This is a genomic window from Pseudomonas sp. LPB0260 (assembly GCF_013388395.1).
The window spans coordinates 5,913,682-5,936,261 of record NZ_CP058247.1 but is presented as its reverse complement, the minus strand read 5'-3'; the positions used below and the strand labels follow the sequence as shown (position 1 = coordinate 5,936,261).

Annotated in this window: 23 protein-coding genes, 3 tRNA genes and 3 pseudogenes; 22 read left to right on the top strand and 7 right to left on the bottom strand. The window is 63.1% G+C overall.

Annotation, left to right across the window (positions count from 1 at the left end):
- Positions 1-105 precede the first annotated feature (105 nt).
- The 4 genes from LPB260_RS26640 to LPB260_RS26625 are packed head-to-tail and all read left to right on the top strand — an operon-like array spanning position 106 to position 4,765.
- The gene (locus tag LPB260_RS26640; protein ID WP_208708893.1) at positions 106-2,862 is read left to right on the top strand and encodes a response regulator; all 2,757 of its coding nucleotides are present in this window, start codon (positions 106-108) and stop codon (positions 2,860-2,862) included.
- A gap of 40 nt (positions 2,863-2,902) precedes the next feature.
- Positions 2,903-3,898, top strand: a complete 996-nt coding sequence (locus LPB260_RS26635) for a 2-hydroxyacid dehydrogenase (RefSeq protein ID WP_208708892.1) — start codon at positions 2,903-2,905, stop codon at positions 3,896-3,898.
- A 28-nt stretch (positions 3,899-3,926) separates the two neighbouring features.
- Positions 3,927-4,352: a hypothetical protein gene (locus LPB260_RS26630; RefSeq protein WP_208708891.1), complete on the top strand. Its 426-nt coding sequence runs from the start codon at positions 3,927-3,929 to the stop codon at positions 4,350-4,352.
- Positions 4,353-4,360: 8 nt separating this feature from the next.
- Positions 4,361-4,765 (top strand): META domain-containing protein, encoded by a 405-nt coding sequence (locus LPB260_RS26625; protein WP_208708890.1) that lies wholly within the window; start codon positions 4,361-4,363, stop codon positions 4,763-4,765.
- Positions 4,766-4,819: 54 nt separating this feature from the next.
- On the opposite strand, the gene dinB is transcribed toward LPB260_RS26625, so the two are convergent.
- Positions 4,820-5,881, bottom strand: coding sequence for a DNA polymerase IV (gene dinB / locus LPB260_RS26620; RefSeq protein ID WP_208708889.1), 1,062 nt, complete (start codon positions 5,879-5,881; stop codon positions 4,820-4,822).
- A 292-nt stretch (positions 5,882-6,173) separates the two neighbouring features.
- Here dinB and LPB260_RS26615 point away from each other — a divergent pair.
- The 6 genes and pseudogenes from LPB260_RS26615 (at position 6,174) to LPB260_RS26595 (ending at position 8,885) form a co-directional block, all read left to right on the top strand.
- Positions 6,174-6,250, top strand: a tRNA-Met gene (locus LPB260_RS26615).
- Between the two features lie 123 nt (positions 6,251-6,373).
- Positions 6,374-6,450 (top strand) — tRNA-Met (locus tag LPB260_RS26610).
- A 123-nt stretch (positions 6,451-6,573) separates the two neighbouring features.
- Positions 6,574-6,650: transfer RNA gene (locus LPB260_RS26605), tRNA-Met, on the top strand.
- 147 nt (positions 6,651-6,797) lie between these two features.
- Positions 6,798-6,968, top strand: a pseudogene (locus LPB260_RS29150) (cytochrome B); the annotation flags it as partial.
- Between the two features lie 149 nt (positions 6,969-7,117).
- Positions 7,118-8,440 (top strand): 30S ribosomal protein S12 methylthiotransferase RimO, encoded by a 1,323-nt coding sequence (rimO, locus tag LPB260_RS26600; protein WP_208708888.1) that lies wholly within the window; start codon positions 7,118-7,120, stop codon positions 8,438-8,440.
- Between the two features lie 88 nt (positions 8,441-8,528).
- The gene (locus tag LPB260_RS26595) at positions 8,529-8,885 is read left to right on the top strand and encodes a thiol-disulfide oxidoreductase DCC family protein (protein ID WP_208708887.1); all 357 of its coding nucleotides are present in this window, start codon (positions 8,529-8,531) and stop codon (positions 8,883-8,885) included.
- A 25-nt stretch (positions 8,886-8,910) separates the two neighbouring features.
- Here LPB260_RS26595 and LPB260_RS26590 read toward each other — a convergent pair whose 3' ends face one another.
- The gene (locus tag LPB260_RS26590) at positions 8,911-9,561 is read right to left on the bottom strand and encodes a TetR/AcrR family transcriptional regulator (RefSeq protein ID WP_208708886.1); all 651 of its coding nucleotides are present in this window, start codon (positions 9,559-9,561) and stop codon (positions 8,911-8,913) included.
- A gap of 50 nt (positions 9,562-9,611) precedes the next feature.
- Here LPB260_RS26590 and LPB260_RS26585 point away from each other — a divergent pair, with 50 nt between their 5' ends.
- Positions 9,612-10,079 (top strand): hotdog fold domain-containing protein, encoded by a 468-nt coding sequence (locus LPB260_RS26585; protein WP_208708885.1) that lies wholly within the window; start codon positions 9,612-9,614, stop codon positions 10,077-10,079.
- A gap of 143 nt (positions 10,080-10,222) precedes the next feature.
- Here LPB260_RS26585 and LPB260_RS26580 read toward each other — a convergent pair whose 3' ends face one another.
- The gene (locus LPB260_RS26580; RefSeq protein WP_208708884.1) at positions 10,223-11,185 is read right to left on the bottom strand and encodes an integron integrase; all 963 of its coding nucleotides are present in this window, start codon (positions 11,183-11,185) and stop codon (positions 10,223-10,225) included.
- 142 nt (positions 11,186-11,327) lie between these two features.
- Between LPB260_RS26580 and LPB260_RS26575 the strand changes: the two genes are divergently transcribed.
- From LPB260_RS26575 to LPB260_RS26550, 6 genes are all read left to right on the top strand, one after another.
- Entirely contained in the window at positions 11,328-11,759 is a 432-nt protein-coding gene (locus LPB260_RS26575; RefSeq protein ID WP_208708883.1) for a hypothetical protein, read from the top strand.
- Between the two features lie 362 nt (positions 11,760-12,121).
- Positions 12,122-12,601, top strand: a complete 480-nt coding sequence (locus tag LPB260_RS26570; protein WP_208708882.1) for a hypothetical protein — start codon at positions 12,122-12,124, stop codon at positions 12,599-12,601.
- Between the two features lie 87 nt (positions 12,602-12,688).
- Positions 12,689-13,105: a DUF5518 domain-containing protein gene (locus LPB260_RS26565; RefSeq protein ID WP_208708881.1), complete on the top strand. Its 417-nt coding sequence runs from the start codon at positions 12,689-12,691 to the stop codon at positions 13,103-13,105.
- Between the two features lie 148 nt (positions 13,106-13,253).
- Entirely contained in the window at positions 13,254-14,762 is a 1,509-nt protein-coding gene (locus LPB260_RS26560; RefSeq protein WP_208708880.1) for a transposase, read from the top strand.
- Positions 14,763-14,957: 195 nt separating this feature from the next.
- Complete coding sequence (locus LPB260_RS29530; RefSeq protein ID WP_208708879.1) at positions 14,958-15,368, top strand: lysozyme inhibitor LprI family protein; 411 nt, start codon at positions 14,958-14,960, stop codon at positions 15,366-15,368.
- A 365-nt stretch (positions 15,369-15,733) separates the two neighbouring features.
- Positions 15,734-16,048, top strand: coding sequence for a YciI family protein (locus LPB260_RS26550; protein ID WP_208708878.1), 315 nt, complete (start codon positions 15,734-15,736; stop codon positions 16,046-16,048).
- Between the two features lie 161 nt (positions 16,049-16,209).
- Here the strand turns inward: LPB260_RS26550 and LPB260_RS26545 are convergent.
- Positions 16,210-16,500 (bottom strand): annotated as a pseudogene (locus tag LPB260_RS26545) (cell division protein ZapA); the annotation flags it as partial.
- Positions 16,497-16,745, bottom strand: a complete 249-nt coding sequence (locus LPB260_RS26540) for a hypothetical protein (RefSeq protein WP_208708876.1) — start codon at positions 16,743-16,745, stop codon at positions 16,497-16,499. The pseudogene LPB260_RS26545 and the gene LPB260_RS26540, both read right to left, overlap by 4 nt.
- Before the next feature lie 419 nt (positions 16,746-17,164).
- On the opposite strand from LPB260_RS26540, the gene LPB260_RS26535 reads away from it, so the two are divergent.
- Positions 17,165-17,581 (top strand): CBS domain-containing protein, encoded by a 417-nt coding sequence (locus LPB260_RS26535; RefSeq protein ID WP_218281516.1) that lies wholly within the window; start codon positions 17,165-17,167, stop codon positions 17,579-17,581.
- 61 nt (positions 17,582-17,642) lie between these two features.
- On the opposite strand, the gene LPB260_RS26530 is transcribed toward LPB260_RS26535, so the two are convergent.
- The gene (locus LPB260_RS26530) at positions 17,643-18,620 is read right to left on the bottom strand and encodes a 1-phosphofructokinase family hexose kinase (RefSeq protein ID WP_256625609.1); all 978 of its coding nucleotides are present in this window, start codon (positions 18,618-18,620) and stop codon (positions 17,643-17,645) included.
- A gap of 59 nt (positions 18,621-18,679) precedes the next feature.
- Positions 18,680-19,105 (bottom strand): 3-isopropylmalate dehydratase, encoded by a 426-nt coding sequence (locus LPB260_RS26525; protein ID WP_208708875.1) that lies wholly within the window; start codon positions 19,103-19,105, stop codon positions 18,680-18,682.
- Positions 19,106-19,470: 365 nt separating this feature from the next.
- On the opposite strand from LPB260_RS26525, the pseudogene LPB260_RS29525 reads away from it, so the two are divergent.
- The 4 genes and pseudogenes from LPB260_RS29525 to LPB260_RS26505 all read left to right on the top strand — a co-directional run.
- Positions 19,471-20,170 (top strand): annotated as a pseudogene (locus tag LPB260_RS29525) (methyl-accepting chemotaxis protein); the annotation flags it as partial.
- Between the two features lie 169 nt (positions 20,171-20,339).
- Positions 20,340-20,939, top strand: a complete 600-nt coding sequence (locus LPB260_RS26515; protein WP_208708874.1) for a hypothetical protein — start codon at positions 20,340-20,342, stop codon at positions 20,937-20,939.
- A 155-nt stretch (positions 20,940-21,094) separates the two neighbouring features.
- Positions 21,095-22,087: a chemotaxis protein CheX gene (locus LPB260_RS26510; RefSeq protein WP_208708873.1), complete on the top strand. Its 993-nt coding sequence runs from the start codon at positions 21,095-21,097 to the stop codon at positions 22,085-22,087.
- 84 nt (positions 22,088-22,171) lie between these two features.
- The gene (locus LPB260_RS26505) at positions 22,172-22,540 is read left to right on the top strand and encodes a response regulator (protein ID WP_208708872.1); all 369 of its coding nucleotides are present in this window, start codon (positions 22,172-22,174) and stop codon (positions 22,538-22,540) included.
- The last annotated feature ends 40 nt before the right edge of the window (positions 22,541-22,580 follow it).

The window sequence follows — 22,580 nt, the reverse complement described above, 5'->3', positions numbered from 1 at the left end:
CTACCCGGGCGCATCGGCTCGACGCGGGCGGGCCTGTCATTCCCGCGAGGCCAGCCGCTACACTGGCGCACTGAGGACAGTGATAGGCCGGGCAGGAGAAAGCGAGTGTTCAAGGATCTAGGCATCAAAGGTCGGGTGCTGATGCTCACCCTGTTGCCGACCAGCCTGCTGGCGCTGGTGCTCGGCGGCTATTTCACCTGGGTGCAACTGTCCGGCCTGCAGGCCCAGTTGCTGCAGCGCGGGCAGATGATCACCGAGCAGCTCGCCCCGCTGGCTGCCCCCGCCCTGCTGCGGGGCGACGCCACCCTGCTGCAGCGCATCGCCACCCAGGCCCTGGAGCAGCCGGACGTGCGCGCGGTGCGCTTCCTCGCCGCGGCGCGCAAGCACCTGGCCCACGCCGGGCCCAGCATGCTCAATGCCGCGCCCAGCGGCGGCGAACTACAGGCCGCGCGGCGCACCGGCCAGGACGCCACGCGTTTCCTCCTGCCAGTATTCGAGCAGCACCTGAACCTGACCGGGGCGGCGATCGACGGCCCCGGCGAGCGCCTGCTCGGCTGGGTGGAGCTGGAGCTGTCGCACCACGGCACCCTGCTCAGCGGCTATCGCAGCCTGTTCGCCAGCCTCTTGCTGATCGCCACCGGGCTGATCGTCACCGCCCTGCTGGCCATGCGCATGAGCCGCAGCATCAACGACCCGCTGCGACGCATCAAGCACAGCGTCGCACTGCTCCAGGACGGCCATCTGGAAACCCGCCTGCCGGCGCTCGGCAGTCATGAGATGGACGAGCTGGCCGCTGGCATCAACCGCATGGCCGAGGCCCTGCAGAACGCCCAGGAAGAACTGCAGCACAGCATCGACCAGGCCACCGAGGACGTACGGCAGAACCTGGAGACCATCGAGATCCAGAACATCGAACTGGACTTCGCGCGCAAGGAGGCCCTGGAGGCCAGCCGCATCAAGTCCGAGTTCCTCGCCAACATGAGCCACGAGATCCGCACCCCGCTCAACGGCATCCTCGGCTTCACCAACCTACTGCAGAAGAGCGAGCTGAGCCCGCGCCAGCAGGACTACCTGGGCACCATCGAGAAATCCGCCGACAGCCTGCTGGGGATCATCAACGAGATCCTCGACTTCTCCAAGATCGACGCCGGCAAGCTGGTGCTCGAAAGCATTCCGTTCAACCTGCGCGACCTGCTCCAGGACACCCTGACCATCCTCGCCCCGGCGGCCCACGAGAAGCAGCTGGAACTGCTCAGCCTGGTCTACCGCGACACCCCCATGACCCTGGTTGGCGACCCCCTGCGCCTCAAGCAGGTGCTGACCAACCTGGTGAGCAACGCGATCAAGTTCACCCGCGAAGGCAGCATCGTCCTGCGCGCCATGCTCGAGGACGAGAGCGCCGACCACGCGCAGCTGCGCATCAGCGTGCAGGACACCGGCATCGGCCTGTCCGACGAGGACCTGCGCGCGCTGTTCCAATCCTTCAGCCAGGCCGACAACTCGCTGTCGCGCCAGGCCGGCGGCACCGGCCTGGGCCTGGTGATCTCCAAGCGCCTGATCGAGCAGATGGGCGGCGAGATCGGCGTCGACAGCAGCCCCGGCGAGGGTTCGGAGTTCTGGGTCAGCCTGAGCCTGCCGAAGGCCCGCGACGACGCCGAGGACCTGCCGCGCCCGCCCCTGCTGGGGCGGCGCGTGGCGCTCCTCGAAAGCCACGACCTGGCGCGCCAGGCCCTGGAGCACCAGTTGGAGGACTGCGGCCTGAAGGTCAGCGCCTTCGCCGACCTCGACAGCCTGCTGGAGGCCGTCGACAAGGCCCGCCACGGCGAGCAGCCGATCAACCTGGCGGTGCTCGGCGTCACCGCCCAGGTCCTGCCGCCGGACAACCTGGGCCAGCGTATCTGGGATCTGCAGCACCTCGCCTGCAAGACCGTGGTGCTCTGTCCGACCACCGAGCAGGCGCTCTACCACGAGGCCCTGCCCGATGCCTACAGCCAGCTGCAGGCCAAGCCCGCCTGCACCCGCAAGCTACAGCGCGCCCTGGCCGAACTGATCAGCCCCCGCCTGCCGCTGCGCCGGGAAACCGACCCGCCGGTCCCTGGCCGGGCCGCGCGCATCATGTGCGTTGACGACAACCCGGCCAACCTGCTGCTGGTCCGCACCCTGCTCGAGGACATGGGCGCCACGGTGAGCGGCGCCAGCAGCGGTTACCAGGCCCTGGAACAGGTGCAGCACGACAGCTTCGACCTGATCTTCATGGACGTGCAGATGCCCGGCATGGACGGTCGCCAGACCACCGAGGCGATCCGCCAGTGGGAAGCCGAACGCCAGCGCACGCCGGTGCCGATCATCGCCCTGACCGCCCACGCCCTGGCCAACGAGCGCCGCGCCCTGCTGCAGAGCGGCCTCGACGACTACCTGACCAAGCCCATCAGCGAGCGCCAGCTGGCCCAGGTGGTACTCAAGTGGACCGGCCTGGCCCTGCGCAGCCAGGCACCGGAGCACCCCGCCGAACCCAGCGCCGGCGCCAGCCAGCTGAGCGTGCTGGATGCCGCCGAGGGCCTGCGCCTGGCCGCCGGCAAGGCCGACCTGGCCAGCGACATGCTGAACATGCTGCTGGCCGGGCTGCCGGGCGATCGCCAGGCGATCCGCCAGGCCCGCGAAGCCGGCGAGCGCAAGGCGCTGATCGAGCGGGTCCACCGCCTGCACGGCGCCACCCGCTACTGCGGCGTGCCGCAATTGCGCGCCGCCTGCCAGCGCAGCGAAACCCTGCTGAAACAGAACGATCCGGCCGCCCAGCACGCCCTGGACGAGCTGGACGCGGCCATCGACCGGCTGGCCAACGAAACCCAGGTCAGCGCCTGAGGCCACAGCGCCACCGACGAACCCGCAACGAGGAGACGCCATGCGCATCATCCTGTTCAGCAGCAAGCCGTACGACCGCGACAGCTTTCTCGCCGCCAAGCGTCCCCAGGCCTGGCAGCTGCAGTTCCAGGAGGCCCGCCTGGGGCTCGAGTCCGCCGCCCTGGCGCAGCACTGCGAGGTGGTCTGCGCCTTCATCAACGACGACCTCTCGGCGCCGGTGCTGCAGCGCCTGGCGGCCGGCGGCACGCGACTGATCGCCCTGCGTTCGGCCGGCTACAACAATGTCGACCTGAAGGCCGCGCAGCAACTGGGCCTTTGCGTGGTGCGGGTGCCGGCCTACTCGCCCCATGCGGTGGCCGAGCACGCCGTGGCACTGATCCTGGCCCTGAATCGACGCATCCACCGCGCCTTCAACCGCACCCGCGAGGGCGACTTTTCCCTGCACGGGCTGATCGGCTTCGACCTGCACGGCAAGACCGTCGGCGTGGTCGGCTGCGGCAACATCGGCCGGGTCTTCGCCCGCATCATGGCCGGCTTCGGCTGCCGGGTGCAGGTCTACGATCCCTTTCCGGTGGCGGACCTGACGCAACTGGGCGGCCAGCAGGTGGAACTCGACCAGCTGATCGCCGAGAGCGACATCATCAGCCTGCACTGCCCGCTGAACGAAAGCAGCCACCACCTGATCGACGCGACGCGCCTGGGGCAGATGAAGCGCGGCGCGATGCTGATCAACACCGGGCGCGGCGCCCTGGTCGACACCCCCGCGCTGATCGAGGCGCTGAAGAGTGGCCAGCTCGGGCATCTCGGCCTGGATGTCTACGAGGAGGAAGCCGAGCTGTTCTTCGACGACTGCTCCGACCAGCCGCTGCAGGACGACGTGCTGGCGCGCCTGCTGACCTTTCCCAATGTCATCGTCACCGCCCACCAGGCCTTCCTCACCCACGAAGCGCTGACCGCGATCGCCAGCACCACCCTGGACAACATCGCCGCCTGGGCGGCCGGCGCACCGGTCAATCGGCTGCCCCCCGGCCCGTGATAGCATGCGCGGCAATTTTGGAGGAGCCATGGCCGAACACGATTTTCGCTACAACCTGCTCAACCCCGAGCACACCCTGATCGAATGCCGCGCCCTGGCGCCGGGCCGCTACCAGGTCACCGGCAACGGCGGCTCGATCCACAGCGGCGACGGCCTGCTGGTCACCCTCAAGGGCAGCCGCGACCTGAGCATGCGCCTGCAGGTCGACAAGGTGCGCCACCTGATCAACCCGCGCGGCCAGTGGGTCGCCGTCGCCCACGGCCCGGCGTTCGGCGAGCTGGCGATTTTCAACTGGCAGGTCAAGTGCGACGGCTGCGCCAGCCAGCTGGACTTCGAGTTCGCCGTCGACGCCGCCCTCGGCAAGAAGGCCCAGGCCCCGGCGGCCGACGCGCGCATCCGCGAGCTGGGCTGGCGCAGCCAGGACGGCCGCCACCTGTGCCCCAAGTGCCCGTAGGCCCAAGCATGCGCCACGCCCTGATAATCTCCCTGCTCGGCGCCAGCCTGCTGAGCTGCGCCAGCCCCCCGCCGCAGCTGGAAACCGAACGCAGCTATCGCATCGAGTGGATCGGCGGGCGCCCGGCGCTCGACGACAGCCATCCGACCCTGACCCTGGGCGAGGACGGCCGCGCCTATGGCAGCACCGGCTGCAACCACTGGTTCGCCCGCTACGAACTGCAGGGCCAGCGTCTCAGCTTCGCCGCCGCCGGTAGTACCCGCAGGCAGTGCGCCGCCGCACAAATGGAGCAGGAAGCCCATTTTCTCGACAGCCTGGGCAAGGTGCAGCGCTGGGATGTCTCGCCGCTCGAGCAGCTGCGCCTGTGGCCCGAGACCGGCAAACCGCTGCGCCTCTGGCCGCTCGAGGGCTAGCTGACGCAGACTGCCCGCCTACCCCAACGGTGGATGTGAAAGGCGACATCCACCCTACGGCGCGAACAACTCCAGCTGCTCATGCCGGCCGCGCAGGTCGTGCAGCCGCACCCCCACCCCGAGCAGCCGCACCGGCTTGTTGCCGCGGGCAAACGCGGCGCTGAGCAGCAGCTTGTAGCTGTCCAGGTCGCGACGCGCGCCCGCCTGCTCCAGGGTGGTCTGGGTGAAGTCGTGGAACTTGATCTTGACGAAGGGCTTGTCCGGCCGGTAGCTGGCGTCCAGGCGCGCCATGCGCCGGGCCAGCTCCTCGAGCAGCTGCGGCAGTTGCGCGAGGCAGGCCGGCAGGTCCGGCAGGTCGTGGTCGAAGGTGGTCTCCACGCTGACCGTCTGCCGGCGGCTGTCGGTCTGCACCGGTCGCTCGTCGATCCCCCGTGCCAAGCCCCAGAGCCGCTCGCCGAAGTGGCCGAACTCCTTGACCAGCGCCAGCTTGTGCCACTGACGCAGATCCGCGCAGTCACGAATGCCCAGGCGCCCAAGCTTGTCCGCGGTCACCTTGCCCACGCCGTGCAGCTTGCTGACCGGCAGTTCGGCGACGAACGCCTCGATCTGCTCCGGGGTGATGACGAACAGGCCGTTGGGCTTCTTCCAGTCGCTGGCGATCTTGGCCAGGAACTTGTTCGGCGCCACGCCGGCCGAGACGGTGATGTGCAGTTCCTGGGAGACCCGCCGGCGAATCTCCTGAGCAATCCGCGTGGCGCTGCCGGCGAAATGCGGGCTGTCCGACACATCCAGATAGGCCTCATCCAGGGAGAGCGGCTCGATGACCTCGGTGTAGTCGCGAAAGATCCCTTGAATCTCCCGGGAAACCGACTTGTACACCTCCATCCGCGGTTTGACGATCAACAGGTCCGGGCACAGTTTCAGCGCATGCCCGGAGGCCATCGCCGAACGCACCCCATAGGCGCGTGCCTCGTAGTTGCAGGTGGCGATCACCCCACGACGATCCGCCGCGCCGCCCACCGCCAGCGGCTTGCGCGCCAGGCTGGGGTCGTCGCGCATTTCGATGGCGGCATAGAAACAGTCACAATCGACGTGGATGATCTTGCGGGTTGTCATGGTCGGAATCTGTAACTCAAGGTGCGGCGGGCGGACAACAGGCTGAGCGGCGCCGAATGGCCCCGGACTCTAGCCCAAGCGCAACGCCATCGGCTACGCCGGCCAGCCAGACAATCGATAAATGTCGACTTTCCTGAGGGAACCTCGCCCCGCCCGATCCTCCCGCAAAGGCCCGGCAGATCAGGCCGACAGCGCTTTCGTGAGTGCCCAGCAACGCTAAGCGTATGAACAAACAACAGTTTTTAACCGAACTAAAGGTTGACAGCCTGCCTCTAAACTATAGAATGGCCGCCGCGGGATGGAGCAGTCTGGTAGCTCGTCGGGCTCATAACCCGAAGGTCGTAGGTTCAAATCCTGCTCCCGCAACCAAATACCCGGAAAGGCCACTCAATCGAGTGGCCTTTTTCGTTTGCGTCCGATTCAGCTATTTAAGTAATTGATTGAAATATAGAAATCGATTGACAGAAGCGCGTATCTATATAGAATGGCCGGCGCGGGATGGAGCAGTCTGGTAGCTCGTCGGGCTCATAACCCGAAGGTCGTAGGTTCAAATCCTGCTCCCGCAACCAAATACCCGAAAAGGCCACTCAATCGAGTGGCCTTTTTCGTTTGCGTCCGATTAAGCTATTTAAATAATTGATTGAAATATAGAAATCGATTGACAGAAGCGCGTATCTATATAGAATGGCCGGCGCGGGATGGAGCAGTCTGGTAGCTCGTCGGGCTCATAACCCGAAGGTCGTAGGTTCAAATCCTGCTCCCGCAACCAAATACCCGAAAAGGCCACTCAATCGAGTGGCCTTTTTCGTTTCAGCGCTCGCCACAACCCCGCAGCACCTCCCTGACGATTTCCCGACTTCCTCCCCGCTAGCCTCTGCTCCGCAGGCGTAGGCGTAGGAGACAGACAACCCATGCCCTGGAAAACACCGAAGTCCGTTACGGCAGCCTGTCGATTGCCCTGCACTGGTTGAAGCTGCCGATCGCGGCGGTCTACGCCTGCATCGAGTCCAAGGGTTACTTCCCCAAGGGCAGCGACGCCCGCACCCTGCTTATGCAGTGGCACTTCATGCTGGGACTGGCGACCTTCGGAGCCGCTCACCGGCCGCCCTCTTATGATCAGCCACGACGCGCAATCGCTCGCGGCGCTGGTCAAGCCGGCGATCCGCCGCTAGAATTGCGCACTTTTTGATCAACGGCGCCTTTCGCGCCCATCCTCCAAAGCCTGAGGTCAGCCGCATGTCCACCCCTGCCACGCCAAAAGTCGGATTCGTTTCACTGGGTTGCCCCAAGGCCCTGGTGGACTCCGAACGCATCCTGACCCAGCTGCGCATGGAAGGTTACGAGGTCGTGCCGACCTATGAAGACGCCGACGTAGTGGTGGTCAACACCTGCGGCTTCATCGACAGCGCCAAGGCCGAATCCCTGGAGGTGATCGGCGAGGCCATCGCCGAGAACGGCAAGGTCATCGTCACCGGCTGCATGGGCGTGGAAGAGAGTGCGATCCGCGACGTGCACCCCAGCGTGCTGTCGGTCACCGGCCCGCAGCAGTACGAGCAGGTGCTCAACGCCGTGCACGAAGTGGTGCCGCCGAGCAAGGAGCACAACCCGCTGATCGACCTGGTGCCGCCCCAGGGCGTCAAGCTGACGCCGCGCCACTACGCCTACCTGAAGATTTCCGAAGGCTGCAACCACAGCTGCAGCTTCTGCATCATCCCCTCGATGCGCGGCAAGCTGGTCAGCCGCCCGGTCGGCGAGGTGCTCAGCGAGGCCGAGCGCCTGGTCAAGGCCGGGGTCAAGGAACTGCTGGTGATCAGCCAGGACACCAGCGCCTACGGAGTCGACATGAAGTACAAGACCGACTTCTGGAACGGCCAGCCGGTGAAGACCCGCATGACCGAGCTGTGCGAGGCGCTGTCCTCCATGGGCGTGTGGGTGCGCCTGCACTACGTCTACCCGTATCCGCACGTCGACGAGCTGATCCCGCTGATGGCCGCCGGCAAGCTGCTGCCCTACCTCGACATCCCCTTCCAGCACGCCAGCCCGAAGGTGCTCAAGGCCATGAAGCGCCCGGCCTTCGAGGACAAGACCCTGGCCCGTATCAAGGCCTGGCGCGAGATCTGCCCGGAGCTGACCATCCGCTCGACCTTTATCGTCGGCTTCCCCGGCGAAACCGAGGAAGACTTCCAGTACCTGCTCGACTGGCTGACCGAGGCCCAGCTCGACCGCGTCGGCTGCTTCCAGTACTCGCCGGTGGACGGCGCCCCGGCCAACCTGCTGGACAACCCGGTGCCGGACGAGGTCAAGCAGGATCGCTGGGACCGCTTCATGGCCCACCAGCAGGCCATCAGCACCGCCCGCCTGCAGCTGAAGGTCGGCAAGGAAATGGAGGTGCTGATCGATGAGGTCGACGACCAGGGCGCCGTCGCGCGCTGCTACGCCGACGCCCCGGAAATCGACGGCAGCGTGTTCATCGAAAGCACCGCGGTCAAGCCCGGCGACAAGGTGCGCGTGCGCATCGTCGACGCCGACGAATACGACATGTGGGCCGAGCTGATCTGACTTGCCCCGCCCCTTCCCATCACGGGAAGGGGCTTGCCCACCCCGCCCCCGCTAGACTTAAGACAAGCCCCGCCACCAGGCCAAGCCCATGGCCCGACTCAAGGTCTATTACGACGGCGCCTGCCCGCGCTGCGTGGCCGACCGCCGCCGCTACGAACGACTCGCGCAGCACGACGACAGCGTCGAATGGGTCGACATCACCGGCCAGGAGAACCAGCTGCGCGCCGCCGGCATCGATCCCTACCGCGCCCTCACCGAACTGCATGTAGAGGATGACCAGGGCCGCATCCACCGCGAGCTCGACGCCTATATCCTGCTGATGAGGCGCACGCCGAGGCTGCGTCCGCTGGCCTGGCTGCTCGGCCTGCCCGGCCTCAAACCACTGCTGTCCTGGTGCTATCGACGCTGGGTGTTGCGCCGCCTGCGCCGCCAAGGGCGGCTATAGACGGCGCGCCCTGCGCCCCAGCGAGCTAGCCGCTCACGGCCTCGGCGATCGAACGCCATGCGGCATCGGCGAAGATATCAGCGTGCACGGTAGGAGCGCCTTTGACCCGTCCCGACAACCAGGCACGGCAGTAGTTTTCTGCTTGGCCGATCAACAGCGAGGCATAGACCTCACGGGGTAGCTTGCGGATCACCCCGGCATCCACCCCTTTGCCCAACCATTCGAGCAAGGCGCCATAGCGGCGCCGGTTGCGCGCGGCCAGGTCGTCCTGGCGCGGCCCCGAAGCCACCGCATGGCGCGCCTGAGAGATAAAGCGGGCCAGCTCCGGTTGCTGCTCAACCCAGGCCAGGTACGTCCGGATCAAGGCCTCAACCGCCTCACGTGGCGTGCTGGAACCTTCTATGCGGGGCTGCACCAGGGCCAACTGATCGTCTAGCGCGGCAAAGTAGAGTGCCGCCACCAGACCCTCCTTGTTGCCGAAATGGTGATAGATCGAGCCGATGCTGCTTTCGGCGCGCAGGCGAATGTCCTCAATCTTGGTCGACTCGAGGCCCATTTCGTCGAAGCACGCCAGCGCACAGGCCATGATGTGCCGCTTGTTCGATCGGCGGTCGCCGGGCTCGACGCGTTCCAGGGCCGCCAGCGCGGCTGAGTAATCGTAGCTTGACACAGGCATAGAACAATACTCTAGAATAATATTCCGTATTTTACATAGAGCGCGTGGCGATGAGTACAGGCACATTGGCGATTTGGCAACGCTTCTCCAGCAAGCCCGCTGGCAAATGGGCCTTCTCCCGGCTCCTGTGTTTCAAGGCGCCCTACTTTGCCAGCATTCGCCCTCGGTTCGAGGCACTGAGGCCCGAGTACTGCGAAGTATCGATCCCTAAGCGCCGCGCCGTGCTCAACCACCTGGGCACCGTGCATGCCATTGCCATGTGCAACATGGCTGAACTGGCCGGTGGAACCATGACCGAGGTGACAGTCCCGCGAACGCACCGCTGGATACCCAAGGGCATGACGGTCGAATACCTGAAGAAAGCCACGTCCGACCTGACCGCGGTCGCCACACCCGAATCGCAGCCGGACTGGTCGGCGCCCGGCGACTACAAGGTTAATGTCGAGGTCAAGGACCAAGCGGGAGTGGCCGTTTTTCGGGCAGTGATCACCATGTGGGTAACGCCTAAATCGGCATAGCCATGCAGACTTCGCCTCAATGTCGCGCAACAACGCCATGGCGTCGACACCGGCTACGCTGCGTGACCTGACCGACCTCAACCCTCGCCGCTGCCGGCACTGCCGGCCTTAGGGGCTGCCCCACCAGGGCTATAGACGGCGCCTCAGCGATCCAGCGGGCTCAGCACCCCGAGCCCGCCGCGATTGAGCACATGGGTATAGATCATCGTGGTCTTCACATCGGCGTGGCCCAACAGCTCCTGCACCGTGCGGATATCTTGACCGCTCTCCAGCAGATGGGTGGCGAAGCAGTGACGCAAGGTATGCGGTGTGGCCGGCTTGATGATCCCCGCCGCGCGCAACGCCGGCTTGAAAGCGCGCTGCACCTGCTGCTCATTGAAATGATGACGACGCTCCGCGCCCGAGCGCGGGTCGATCGAACGGCGCGATGCCGGAAACACATACTGCCAACCCCACTCCCGCGGCGCCGCGGGATATTTGCGCGCCAGGGCGAACGGCAGATAGACCTCGCCGAAGCCCTCGGCCAGATCCCGCTCGTGTTGCGCCTTGACCCAGGCCAGATGCGCCTGCAGCCCGTCGCGCAGCGAGTCCGGCAGCAGCGTAACCCGGTCCTTCATGCCCTTGCCGTCGCGCACCAGAATCTCGCGGCGCTGGAAATCCACATCCTTGACCCGCAGTCTCACCGCCTCCATCAAGCGCATGCCCGATCCGTACAACAGGCCAGTGATCAGGCCCACCTCGCCGGAGAACTGCGCCAACAGACGCTGCGTCTCCTCGCGACTCAATACCAACGGCAGGCGCTCGGGCCGCTTGGCGCGCACCACCCCATCCAGCCAGGGCAACTCGATGCGCAACACCTGCTTGTAAAGAAACAGCAGCGCCGCCAACGCCTGGTTCTGCGTCGACGCCGACACCGTACGCTGCACCGCCAGATAAGACAGGAACTGCTCGACCTCCTCCGCGCCCATGTCCGCCGGGTGGCGCAACTTCTGGAATCGGATGAACTGCCGGACCCAGTGCAGATAGACAGCTTCCGTACGAATCGAATAATGTCGCACGCGGATCTGTTCGCGCAGTTGATCGAGCAGTTTGGGCTTGCCGTCCATGGTGTATAACTCCCTTCTGATCCCAGCATCCCGCTGGAACCCCCAGAATAGACAAGGAAGGCCAAAGGCGACAAGGAACGTTATCCACCAAATGGCGCGTTTAAACGCACCGCTTGGTGTCTAATTTTAGTTAGAGGCAATTATGAGTTTCGGAACATTTTACATAATTGACGATGAAGCTCGATCGTTCTTCGAAGGAAGGATAACGAAAAGTGATTGGTATGATGCTTTAGGAGAAATCGAGATTCAGAATAGTGAATCATGTGATGCTGAAGAATCAATACCTGCCTGGGTATTAGCCTTGAAGAACGAAGAACAACCCTTGAATTTACTGTTCCAAGGTGAACTACGGGCAGAGCCAAATGAATATGACGATCCTGACGTTGTATTTATCGGCAAAGACATGATCTCCTCAATTGTTAAAGAACTCGAAAAGAAACCGAAACCATATTTCGAAAAGTTACTTGACAATGTCAATTGCACACCAGATTTTTGGCTTTTCGACTCAATGTTTCAGTTTCTAAAAAGGGCAGGCGCTAACAAAAAGGCTATTGTAATAATATGGGGCGGCTAATGAGCTCTAACAAAGCCATGAACTCGGGTTTTGATAAAGCGTCATCTTTTTTGTTCAAAAAAAACCCCACTTCCCCAAGCTGGTTAGGGCGGAGTTACCATTTGTATTCTTCTTATTTGTTTTTGCACCGCGTACATTCGTAAAATTGCTCCACTACTTTCGGGTTTACAGCGGTTCGTCAGCAGCATCGATACATTAAATTTATTGCGTTTCGCCAGGTTAATCGCGCAACGCGCTACAAGCAGGAAAGCGGTGCTTTAAATTATGCGCACATCCGAGCCTCTAACAATTGGTTCAAATCGCTCGCTGCGCTCGCTGGGACGGGCTAAAGCCCGCCCCTTAACCAAACGTTAGGGACAACCATGCTTCATCTACGCGACATGACATATGGATTGTTAATTCTGGCGCTAATACCATTACTGCACTATGGAATTGATAGCACCATATACTCTGGCTTATGGAGCCTGAAATACGACTATCTTCCTATATTCATCATTCCAGCTGCGTGCATTATGGCCTGCGGCCTTGCCAGGCCTGCCCCTTTCTTCCTAACGGGCATATGTCTAGCATTTTCACTAACACTTGCTATGAGCATGCTCAATGACATGATCTGGCCACGCCATGGTCATAGAGGGCTTGATTATTTACTAGGTTCTTTAGGCGCCTCTGCTGGTGCAATAATCACCCTTACTTATCTAAAAATAAGCAAGGCAAAATCCATAAGCTCATACACGCTTCTTGGTTTCACTGGAACCCTGCTTGGCTTCATTATTTCCCAGCAAGCCTTCTGCAACACTGTTATTTACTGCGGGCCATTTTCACTTATGTATTACACCCAATGAGCCAGCCCCTAACAACTGGTTCAAACCGCTCGCTTCGCTCACTGGGACGGGCTAAAGCCCGCCCCTTAACCAAACGTTAGAGGACATATGGATTATCGTGCAGTATCAAAAGGACTTGTAGCTTCCTTAGTTATCTATTTAATATCCAGGCCATTGCTTAAATGGCATAGCTTCCTCGTTGAGGACATATCAAACGAAATTATTGCACTGATTGTAAACTCAGCTCACCAGCCTATTTCAATAACCTCATGGTTCATAGGTGGCGCACTTGTAGGTTATTTATGCAATGCCAATCCAATTAAAAACGGAGCTCTTGCAGGCGCACTATATGGAGTAGCATTCAGCATTGTCGGCATTGCCTTAATAAGCGGCCAAACTCACGACTTAACAACCAAATATTTACAGTTAATCCGAGCAGCCTTTATGATTGGAACCTATTCATTTTTGTTCGCACTATCGGCCTCCTTCGGCAATCTGTTACGAAGCCAGCGTAGTGTCCTCTAACTAGTGGTTCAAATCGCTCGCTGCGCTCACTGGGACCGGCTAAAGCCGGCCCCTTAGCTTAATCGTTGAGGCTGTAGAAAAACCTGCTGCCACCTCTTGTACAGACTGATAACCTTCAGCGTATTCAATCGCAGGGAGGCGTGGGGCAATGCCTCGATTCAAGACCGTTCACAGGGGCCTCAAGCTCCTCCCCATCGACTTCGACAAGCAGTTGCTGCCTGGCACCTTCGAGCACGCCCTGAGCTACCTGGTCGATCACGAACTGGATCTTTCCGACTTCCACGCCCGTTACCGCAACAGTGTCGAAGGCGCACCGGCCTACGACCCGGCCGTGCTGCTGAAGATCGTTCTGCTGGCCTACAGTCGCGGCATCATCAGCAGCCGCAAGATAGCGGCCGCCTGCCGTGATCATGTGCTGTTCATGGCCATTTCCGGTGACAGCCAGCCGCACTTCACGACCCTGGCCCACTTCGTCTCCGCCATGGGCGAGCTGGCCGCCAAGCTGTTCGCCCAGGTGCTCACCGTGTGTGATCGGCAGGGCCTGATTGGCCGTGAGATGTTCGCCATCGACGGCGTCAAGTTGCCGAGCAACGCCAGCAAGGCCAAGAGCGGCACCCGTGCCGACTTCCTGCGCCAGGCCGAGAAGATGGAGAAAGCCGCGCAGGCCATGATTGAACGTCAGCGGCAGTGCGATAGACAGCCCGAGGATGACGACTTGCGGGCCGCCCGCAAGCTGGAGCGCCTGCAAGCCAATGCCCGCCAACTGCGCAGCTGGCTCAGCGAAAACCCCGACGACCGAAAAGGGGCCAAAGGCCGGGTCAATCTCTCCAACCGCACCGATAACGACTCGGCCAAGATGGCCACCAGCAAGGGCGTGGTCCAGGGCTATACCGGCGTGGCCACGGTGGATGAGCAGGCGCAGATCATCGTCGATGCCCAGGCCCATGGCACCGGTTCGGAGCAGGCGCTGCTCACGCCCGTGGTGGCGGCCACTGCCGCGTGGCGCACCCCAACCACCTGCTACACCGCCGATGCCGGTTACCACAGCCGCAAGGCGCTGGAACAATTGGAGGCCGCCGGCATCGCCGCCTTTATTCCCGATAACGGCTATCGCAAGCGCGATTCACGCTATGCCGGGCAAGCTCTGCATACAGAGAAACCCGACCCGCTCTGGGACAAAAGCGCCAAACCGCGCACGAGCAGGCGCTACAGCCCAGCCGATTTCCACTTCGATCCGATCCAGCAAACCTGCACCTGCCCGGCGGGCAAACAGCTCTATGGCAACGGCAGCAACTGTTTGATCAAGGGCCAGCCGGCGATCAAGTTCAAGGGCGCGCTGCGCGACTGCCTGAGCTGCCTGCAACGCAAACAATGCCTGCGCACGCCGGAGAAAACCGCAGCGCGCCAGGTCACCTTCTGCTTGCCCAAGGCCGCGCCAGACAACGCGCTAACCCGCATGCGCCGCCGCATCGACAGCCCGCAAGGTCGCGAGATGATCACCCGCCGCTTCGCCACCGTGGAGCCGGTGTTCGGCAACCTGCGCCACAACAAGCGCCTGGATCGCTTCAGCCTGCGTGGGCGCGAACGGGTGGACGGCCAATGGAAGCTCTACTGCGTCACCCACAACATCGAAAAACTGGCTCGCTGCGGAACCTAGTCATGACGAACAGCCTGCAGAAGCGCTTCCAAGCCCCCCTCACGTGCCCCAGCACAGCCCGTGAATGGCCAACCACTCACCTATCCTCCAAGAACCCCCATCGCCAGATGCGCGCGCAGCTTCTCAAAAGAGGCGCTGTGAGCCTTGATAGCGGGAGTGGTTTTGAGGATTTTCTACAGCGTCGTTAGGGAAACTATGCACTGGAAACTCGCGGCAACAAGCGGTGTGTGTTTTGCTCTCGTTAGCATAACCACTGTATCAGCCAAATCCGGCAATCCGTGCAATGCTTCCAATACCGAAGCAGAAATGTACGAGTGCTTGAGCTTGGAATTAAGAAAATCAGACTCCGAACTAAATCTTGCGTATAAAACCCTCATTGCCAGATACAAAGGAAATGGTTCGCCGTCAGGATCAAGTATAGAAACACAAGATATCTACCTTAAGAAAGCACAAATAGCTTGGATCAAACAGCGCGATGCAAATTGTGACTTTGAAACTTACGAGTCAATTACAGGAAATGGCTTCGGTACAATTTACACAGCATGTCTTCTAGAGCAGACACAAAAGAGAGCTGAGTACCTTAAATGGTTCATTCAGCACCCCTAACAAGTGTATATGGACGCTCCCCACAAGTAGATGAGGAATCGCTTTTCAAGCCTGTCGTCAGTGCGGTTGCATTCGTATATCCGGCCTGTCATGGGCAGCTTCGCCCTGGCCACTCTGTAGTTCGCGCAGCGGGGGCCCAGCGTTCAATCGATCCCGAGGATCATGATTGTTATCGGCCTTGTTCCGCTGCAGGACTCGCCGGTTCCGATAGATCCCCACGATCTATCTCCAACGCTCTCCGATTTTCGGATTGTCGTGCGCCTCGCACGGCAAGGCTGCGCGACATCTGGCGATTCGGGCGCCTGTCGCTCGACTAGAGTATGGACGTAGGGTCCAGCAAATTTGGGCTCAGCAGGAGGTTGCAGATGGCCAAGTATTTGTTCGTGTATCACGGCGGCAGCACTCCGAATGCCCCCGAGGAGGTAACCCAGACAATGCAGGCCTGGGGCGAATGGTTTGCCTCCATGGGCGCGGCGGTGAGCGACCCTGGCAACCCGGTTGGCCTGTCGACGACGGTCAACAGCGATGGCTCGGTCACTCACAACGGCGGCAGCAATCCGGCCAGTGGCTACAGCATTATCGAGGCGGCTTCGGCCGAAGCAGCCATCGAGCATGCGCAGCGCTGCCCAATACTGGCAGCAGGCGGCAGTATCGAACTCGCCGAGATCATCCAGATGTAACAGCCCTGGCCTCAGGCGCAGCGCGCCGGCCGCTCGCTGCGCGCAACAGTCGAGCGGGTACAGTCAGGGGCGCCTGCGGCCCGCCGGGCCTAGCGCGCCCGCCCAGGGAGCGCCACCGCGGCTTCGTCCGGCGCGGCCAGCGTATCCTCGACAATACGCGGGATCAGGTTCGCGATGTCGGCCACCCGGTTACTCAACCGCTCTTCCTGCTGCTGCAGTTCCTGGCGATGGCGCTGCTCCATCTCGGCCTGCTGGGCACACAGCTTCAACGCCGTCAGCACCAGCAAGCGGTCGCCGATCAAGGACGGCGAGGCGGCCTTGGTCTCCGCCAGAAGCTTCTTGAGCAGCTGCGCCGATTCGTTCAGGGCCTGCTGTTTACCGGCAGGCGCCTTGATGCAGTAGTCATTGCCGAGGATGGAAATGACCGTGACCGTTTCCCCTTCCAGGCTCATGCGTGGGCAGCACTCGGCGCGGCCTGCGCGCTACGACCGGCCAGCTCGACCAGGGCCTGGATGCGCGCCGCCGTGGCGCTGTGCAGCTCTTCCTGCTCCAGGGCGCTCATCTGCAGGGCCTCGTTCTCGTCCTTCAGCTGGGCCAGTTCGGCGCGAATCTGCTGGTTCGCCTCCTGCAGCGCCCTGTTCTCCTGCACCAGGGCACCGACAAGTTCTTCCAACTGACTCAGATTGTTTTCCAACATATTGATTACTCAGGATTTTCGGCGGGGCGCCACAATAAAGAAAAGCGTCGACAGAAGCCAGACAAGCCGCAGCCCGGCGACCTCCGACGCGCGTTGCTGGGCGCGCTCCCAGGGCCTGCGGATGCGACCAGCCGTTTTCCGACTGCCCTGTGCCATGGGAGTTCCCCCCTGCCCTGGGCCCAGTGAAGACAGGCGCCGTTGGCGCGCACCAGATTGGCCCGGTGACGCACCGCCATGAAGCCGCGACCTCTATCAAGCGACCAGATCGCAGGCGCCTGCCCCAGCGAATGCAGGCCCGCCAGCCCCCCGGCCTGAAATTTGCTGAGGTCGACCCGGCCCGCACCATCCCAGGCCCCTGAAGCCTGCTGCCTCACCAACCACACTCAGCAAGGCCATCCGACCCGAACTGGAGTACCGCCGTGATTTCTGCCTCTATCGCCCGCTGCATGAGCAAAGACTTCGCCCTGATCCACCCCGAAATGCCGGTGGTGGCGGCATCCGCCAAACTGATGAAGCACGCCATGCTCGGCGGTCCGGTGGTCGATGGCGAGGGGCTGCTGCTGGGCTGGATCTCCGAGCAGGAGTGCCTGCAGGTGAGCATCCAGGTGGTCTACCACAACCAACGCGTGGCCACCGTGCGCGACATCATGCGTACCGACGTGCTGTGCGTGAAGCTGGATGACGATCCGCTCGAGCTGGCCCAGCAGATGCTCGGCGACAAGCCCAAGAGCTACCCGGTGGTCGACGCCAGGCGCAAGGTGCTGGGTGTGGTTACCCGCCGCCATGTCCTCAACCTTCTGATCGATCAGCTGGGCAGCTTCGGCAAGACCGCCTGACTCTCGCGCCGCTGGCGGCAAGTGCCGCGCTACCCGGTTGCAGCCAGTGGGCGCGGCGCCTTCAACCGTGCCCGTGGGCCTGTAGCCAGGCGAACAGGCGTTCGGTGTCGCTCAGTCGACAGAGTTCACTGCCGTCGCAGATGATCGCCGCGCTGCCGGCTGCCACTCCGTAGCGCAGCGCTTCGCGCCAGCCGGCGCCGCTGGCCAGCTTCAGGGTCACCCCGGCCACCATGCTGTCCCCGGCGCCGACGGTGCTGCGCCGCTGCACGGTCGGCGCGGCGATCCGTTCACTCATGCCCTGGCCGACCAGCAGCGCGCCCTGGGCGCCGAGCGATACCAGCACGTGCTCGCAACTGCCGCGGTCCACCAGGCCCTGGGCGACGCTGGCGAGCCGTTCCGGCCCGCAGATCGTCTCCCCGACCAGGCGGCTCAGCTCGTTGAGGTTGGGCTTGATCAGGAATATCCCGCCCACCTCCAGGGCCCGGCGCAGTGCATCGCCGGAGCTGTCTAGGATGCAGCGCACCCCGCGCCGGCCGGCGCCCTGCAGCAGGCGCGGCAGGAAGTCGATGGCCAGGTCCGGCGGCAGGCTGCCGCTGATCACCAGGTAGTCCGGCCCTGGCAGCGCCTCCACGGCCGCCAGCAGATCCTGCTGTTCGGCGACGCTGAGGCTCGCGCCGGGCAGGACGAAACGGTATTGCTGGCCGCTGGCCTGTTCCACCACGTTGAGGCATTCGCGGGTGCGCGCGGCGATCGCCAGGGGCTGGCTGAGCACACCCTCGGCGTCGAGCAGTTCGATCAGCTGCTGGCCGCTGGCACCGCCGGCGGGAAACAGCGCCAGGGCGCTGCCGCCGAGGCGGTGGATGGCCCGCGCGACGTTGATGCCGCCACCGCCGGGGGCGTACTCGGGTAAGGCGCAGCGCAGCTTGGCGTCCGCGCGCAGGCGGTCGATCTGGGTGGCGATGTCCAACGCCGGACTCAGGGTCAGGGTGACGATGGACGCCAGGCCGCCAGCCGGGCTTTCGGGAGCGGGAGTGACCATGGGCTAAAGCCTAGGCGAGCCCGGGCGTGACTGCCGGCGCCCGCTGCGCCGGCTTGCGCTCAGGGCGTAGCCGGGCGGATATCGAAACCGCTCTTGGCCTCGCTGACGATACGAAAATGCTGGCGCTGGCCCGGCGTGACCGGCACCGCCAGCTCGCGACGCAGGCGGCCCATGCCGCACAGGGTGTCGTCCTGCTTGTCGACGCCGATGCCCAGCACCCGGGTGCCGCTCGGCACCTGCAGGCGCACCCTCTCGCCCACGCCGATGCGCGCCGCCACCTGGCGGTCGACCAGCACCGCCACGTAGCAGCCGCCGCCGAGCATGCCCAGGTCTCGATTGACCACCAGCTCCCCGCCACCGGCGACAGGTTGCTGGTAGGCCAGCAAGCGCTCCTCGGGCACCGGGCTGACCTTGTCCGGGTGCGCCTGGAAAGACGAACACGCGGTGAGCGCCAGCAGCGGCATTACGGCAAGAATCAATCGCATGGAGCCCTCCATGGGCGCAAGGAATGCCGGCTGAGTATTGGCGCAGACGGGCCGGGGCTCAAGCGCAGAAGGCAATCTTGCGCCAGCCCATGGCCCTGGCGGATGGCCTTTCGCTCGACTCGGGCGGGGGCACGGGGCGCCCAGCGATAGGAGAAAGTCACATGAGTCAGCTCGAACCATCAAAAAATATGATGGAACTCACCCTTTTGGCTGATGGCTTTCCCTGCCGACCTAAGAGTAGATTCGCCGTTAGATATTTGGCGTCACTGTTTCGAACCAATATCACGGCTTTCTGACCGAGTACATCGCAGGGATGCGGCTGGTGACGCTGGGCGCTACTGGATCTTCTGCACGGGACATTGTTCATGCCCCGGCGAAACCAGGAGCCACCCGGCGAACGCCAAGTCTGTCTTCCTACTTTTTGGCGCGGTAACAGGCGGCGCCACCTGGACACCATCATGATCGGCGACTCATCTCTGCTCCTCGTAGCCAACCTTGTCCTGATACCGCTGGTCGGCGGGCTGGTGTTCTGGATACTCAGCGCCAAGCACGCACGCGCCATCGCCGCGCTGCAACAGGCCCTGAATGACAGCGAGCGGCAACGCCGCGACATGGTGTCGACCGAAGCCCTGGAGCAGTGCCGCGCCGAGGGCGCCGCGCAGCAGCAGGCGCTCCAGCAGGAACTGGCCGATTGCCAGCAGCGCCAGCAGCAAGAGCGCCAGGCCCTGGTGCAGGAACACGAGACAAGCCGCAGCTTCCTCGAGCGCGAACTGCAGCAGCTCAACAGCGCTCGCGAAGCCAGCCTGCAGGACATGGCGCGCAAGATGGCCCTGCTGGAGAACGCCGTCCAGGAGCTGCTGGAGATCACCGCCACCATCGAGCGCTGGCACGACGGCATGAGCAGCATCATGGTGCACAACAACATCATGCAGAAGCAGATCGGCGACTTCCGCAACATCGTCGGGCAGATCGCCATCCTCTCCCTCAACGCCGCCATCGAGGCCGCCCGCGCCGGCGAATCGGGCCGCGGCTTCGCCGTGGTGGCCGACGAGGTGCGCAAGCTGTCGACCAGCGCCAACGCGCTGAACGAGGACTACCGCAGCAACCTGAACAAGAACACCCTGGTCACCACCCTGGCGTTCCAGGACATCCAGGCCGGCGGCAACATGATCGTCACGGCGATTCACGGCGTGCAGAGCCAGATCCGCACCCTGGGTCAAGCACTGGAAGGCGCATGACCATGCGCGCAGCCAGCCACATGGTCGACCTCACCCTCGGCAAGCTGCTGCAGGTCACCCTGGAGCAGACGCTCAAGGGCTGCTCGGCCAGCACGCCCTGGGTCATTTCCCGGGTCGACAACCTCGACGACGTGCGCCAGGAGCAGTGCATCGTCCTGACCATCTCCTCGTTCAAGTTCAGGATCATCTGCCTGCTGCATGTCTCCATGGACCAGACCACCCGCCAGTTCGTCGGCGAGGCCACCGCCGCGCGCGCCGAGAGCCTCGACGAGTCGGTGTTCAAGGACTACCTGCTGGAGCTGAGCAACAGCTTCTGCGGCACGCTCAAGCGCCACCTGCAGAGCAGCTGCCCGCCACTGGGCATGTCCACCCCCAACTTCATCGAGCGTTCCAGCCTCGCCCACTACGAATCGATCAAGCCCTTGCACAGCGCCCACGCCAAGGCGCAGATGAACAGCAGTGAGCCGGCGCTGTTCGCCGCCAGCGTCATGGTCAGCGTCGCCCAGGCCGGTGACTTCCAACTCGAGCACTACCACGAGCCGGTCCACAGCGATGTGGACGAGGCCGATGGCTCCGGCGAACTGGAGCTCTTCTAGGACGCCGCCAACCGGCGAGTACCAGGCGGGATCAGCGACGATGCCGCCAGCACCCCGCACAACCCAGGGACGGTAATAACAATAAACGGCCGCTGGTCCTTCTCCGGGCTGGCGGCGCACAAAGACGCGCGTTCCAGCAGCGGAGAAACGTCACCATGATCGGTTTCGAGAAACGCCTCGTCAGCAAGGTGCTGATCTTCGAGGACAACGCCAGTGCCCAGGGAAAGATCAAGGCGTTTTGCAGTGAACATGGCCTGATCGGCCTCAAGCAATCCAACAGCTCCAGCATGCAAATGCTGGAAGCCAATATCGACCTCGGCGCCGTGCTGATCTCCGAGCACAGCGCCGACCCGGCGGCCGGCATCGAGAACGGCTTCGAACTGGCCCGGCGCATACATCAACTGCGCCGGGAGCTGCCGATCTTCATGCGCCGCGAGGGCCGCGCCGATCTGCACGACCTGGAGCCCATCCAGACCATCGGCATCGCCGGCGCCTACGACATCGAGCACCCGGACAGCCTCAAGCTGCTGCTCGACCAGTACCTGGCCAACACCGAATACCCGATCTCGCTGATCCGCCGCATGGAGGAGGTCACCCTCGCCTCCCTGACGGCGCTGTTCCGCGATGTCGAGGTCAGCTGCGAGCTGCCCTACCTGGTCAAGGACAAGCTCACCTACGGCGACATCCTCAGCCTGCTGCCGGTCGAGTCGCCCTGGTTCTGCGGCTACATGATGGTGCAGTCCGAGGAACAGCCGATGGTCGAGATGATCAAGGATGGGCGCACCGCGATTGCCAGCCATGACGTCGATTTCCGCGACGTCATGGGCATGCTCAGCGAGATCACCAACCTGGCCTGGGGCGGGCTGCGCACCCGCCTGCTGTCGCTGCACCCGCCGGTGGTCAGCGAAACCTCGCGGATCAGCGTGCCGATCACCGTCAACCACTACAAGGAATACATCTCCTTCGGCACCGACCGCTCGCAACTGTGCTTCAAGTACACCCTGCGCGACCGCCACGACAAGCTGGCCCCGGTGACCCTCTATCAGAAGTTCATCTTCAACATCCGCTGGGCCCCCGAGGAGTACCTGGAGGCCGATGAAAACAAGGTCGAGGACCTGGTGGAGAGCGGCTGCCTGGAACTGTTCTGAACCGGCCTCGGCAGGGCCGACTCGCGACACCCCGAATACCCGAACGACAACACCGATTCCCGAATAAATAGAAGGCAGAACCTCATGGCACAGATTCTCGTAGTCGACGACAGCGCGGCCATTCGCAACGAAGTCACCGCGTTCCTCAAGTCCCACAACTTCAGCGTGGAAACCGCCGTCGATGGCAAGGATGGCCTGACCAAGCTCAAGGGCAACCGCGACATCAAGCTGATCATCTCGGACGTCAACATGCCCAACATGGACGGCCTGACCATGGCGGAGAAGGTGCGCAGCGAGCTGGGCAACCAGACCGTCAACATCATCATGCTGACCACCGAGAACGACCCCAACATGAAGACCCGCGGCAAGGCCGCCGGGGTCAAGGGCTGGATCGTCAAGCCGTTCAATGGCGCCAACGCCATCGGCGCCATCCAGAAGCTGGTCGCCGGGTAATCGCGGCCGCCAAGGATCCAGGCTGCCGCTACGGCAGCCT

Bases quoted from the DNA above. Each gene is read 5' to 3' on its own strand.
- LPB260_RS26580 (WP_208708884.1), bottom strand. From the start codon at position 11,185: ATGGACGGCAAGCCCAAACTGCTCGATCAACTGCGCGAACAGATCCGC.
- LPB260_RS26565 (WP_208708881.1), top strand. From the start codon at position 12,689: ATGGATTATCGTGCAGTATCAAAAGGACTTGTAGCTTCCTTAGTTATC.
- LPB260_RS26540 (WP_208708876.1), bottom strand. From the start codon at position 16,745: ATGTTGGAAAACAATCTGAGTCAGTTGGAAGAACTTGTCGGTGCCCTG.
- LPB260_RS26590 (WP_208708886.1), bottom strand. From the start codon at position 9,561: ATGCCTGTGTCAAGCTACGATTACTCAGCCGCGCTGGCGGCCCTGGAA.
- LPB260_RS26635 (WP_208708892.1), top strand. From the start codon at position 2,903: ATGCGCATCATCCTGTTCAGCAGCAAGCCGTACGACCGCGACAGCTTT.
- LPB260_RS26560 (WP_208708880.1), top strand. From the start codon at position 13,254: ATGCCTCGATTCAAGACCGTTCACAGGGGCCTCAAGCTCCTCCCCATC.
- LPB260_RS29530 (WP_208708879.1), top strand. From the start codon at position 14,958: ATGCACTGGAAACTCGCGGCAACAAGCGGTGTGTGTTTTGCTCTCGTT.
- LPB260_RS26510 (WP_208708873.1), top strand. From the start codon at position 21,095: ATGATCGGTTTCGAGAAACGCCTCGTCAGCAAGGTGCTGATCTTCGAG.
- rimO (WP_208708888.1), top strand. From the start codon at position 7,118: ATGTCCACCCCTGCCACGCCAAAAGTCGGATTCGTTTCACTGGGTTGC.
- LPB260_RS26530 (WP_256625609.1), bottom strand. From the start codon at position 18,620: ATGGTCACTCCCGCTCCCGAAAGCCCGGCTGGCGGCCTGGCGTCCATC.
- LPB260_RS26525 (WP_208708875.1), bottom strand. From the start codon at position 19,105: ATGCGATTGATTCTTGCCGTAATGCCGCTGCTGGCGCTCACCGCGTGT.
- LPB260_RS26630 (WP_208708891.1), top strand. From the start codon at position 3,927: ATGGCCGAACACGATTTTCGCTACAACCTGCTCAACCCCGAGCACACC.
- LPB260_RS26505 (WP_208708872.1), top strand. From the start codon at position 22,172: ATGGCACAGATTCTCGTAGTCGACGACAGCGCGGCCATTCGCAACGAA.
- LPB260_RS26575 (WP_208708883.1), top strand. From the start codon at position 11,328: ATGAGTTTCGGAACATTTTACATAATTGACGATGAAGCTCGATCGTTC.
- LPB260_RS26515 (WP_208708874.1), top strand. From the start codon at position 20,340: ATGACCATGCGCGCAGCCAGCCACATGGTCGACCTCACCCTCGGCAAG.
- LPB260_RS26625 (WP_208708890.1), top strand. From the start codon at position 4,361: ATGCGCCACGCCCTGATAATCTCCCTGCTCGGCGCCAGCCTGCTGAGC.
- LPB260_RS26595 (WP_208708887.1), top strand. From the start codon at position 8,529: ATGGCCCGACTCAAGGTCTATTACGACGGCGCCTGCCCGCGCTGCGTG.
- LPB260_RS26585 (WP_208708885.1), top strand. From the start codon at position 9,612: ATGAGTACAGGCACATTGGCGATTTGGCAACGCTTCTCCAGCAAGCCC.
- LPB260_RS26550 (WP_208708878.1), top strand. From the start codon at position 15,734: ATGGCCAAGTATTTGTTCGTGTATCACGGCGGCAGCACTCCGAATGCC.
- dinB (WP_208708889.1), bottom strand. From the start codon at position 5,881: ATGACAACCCGCAAGATCATCCACGTCGATTGTGACTGTTTCTATGCC.
- LPB260_RS26570 (WP_208708882.1), top strand. From the start codon at position 12,122: ATGCTTCATCTACGCGACATGACATATGGATTGTTAATTCTGGCGCTA.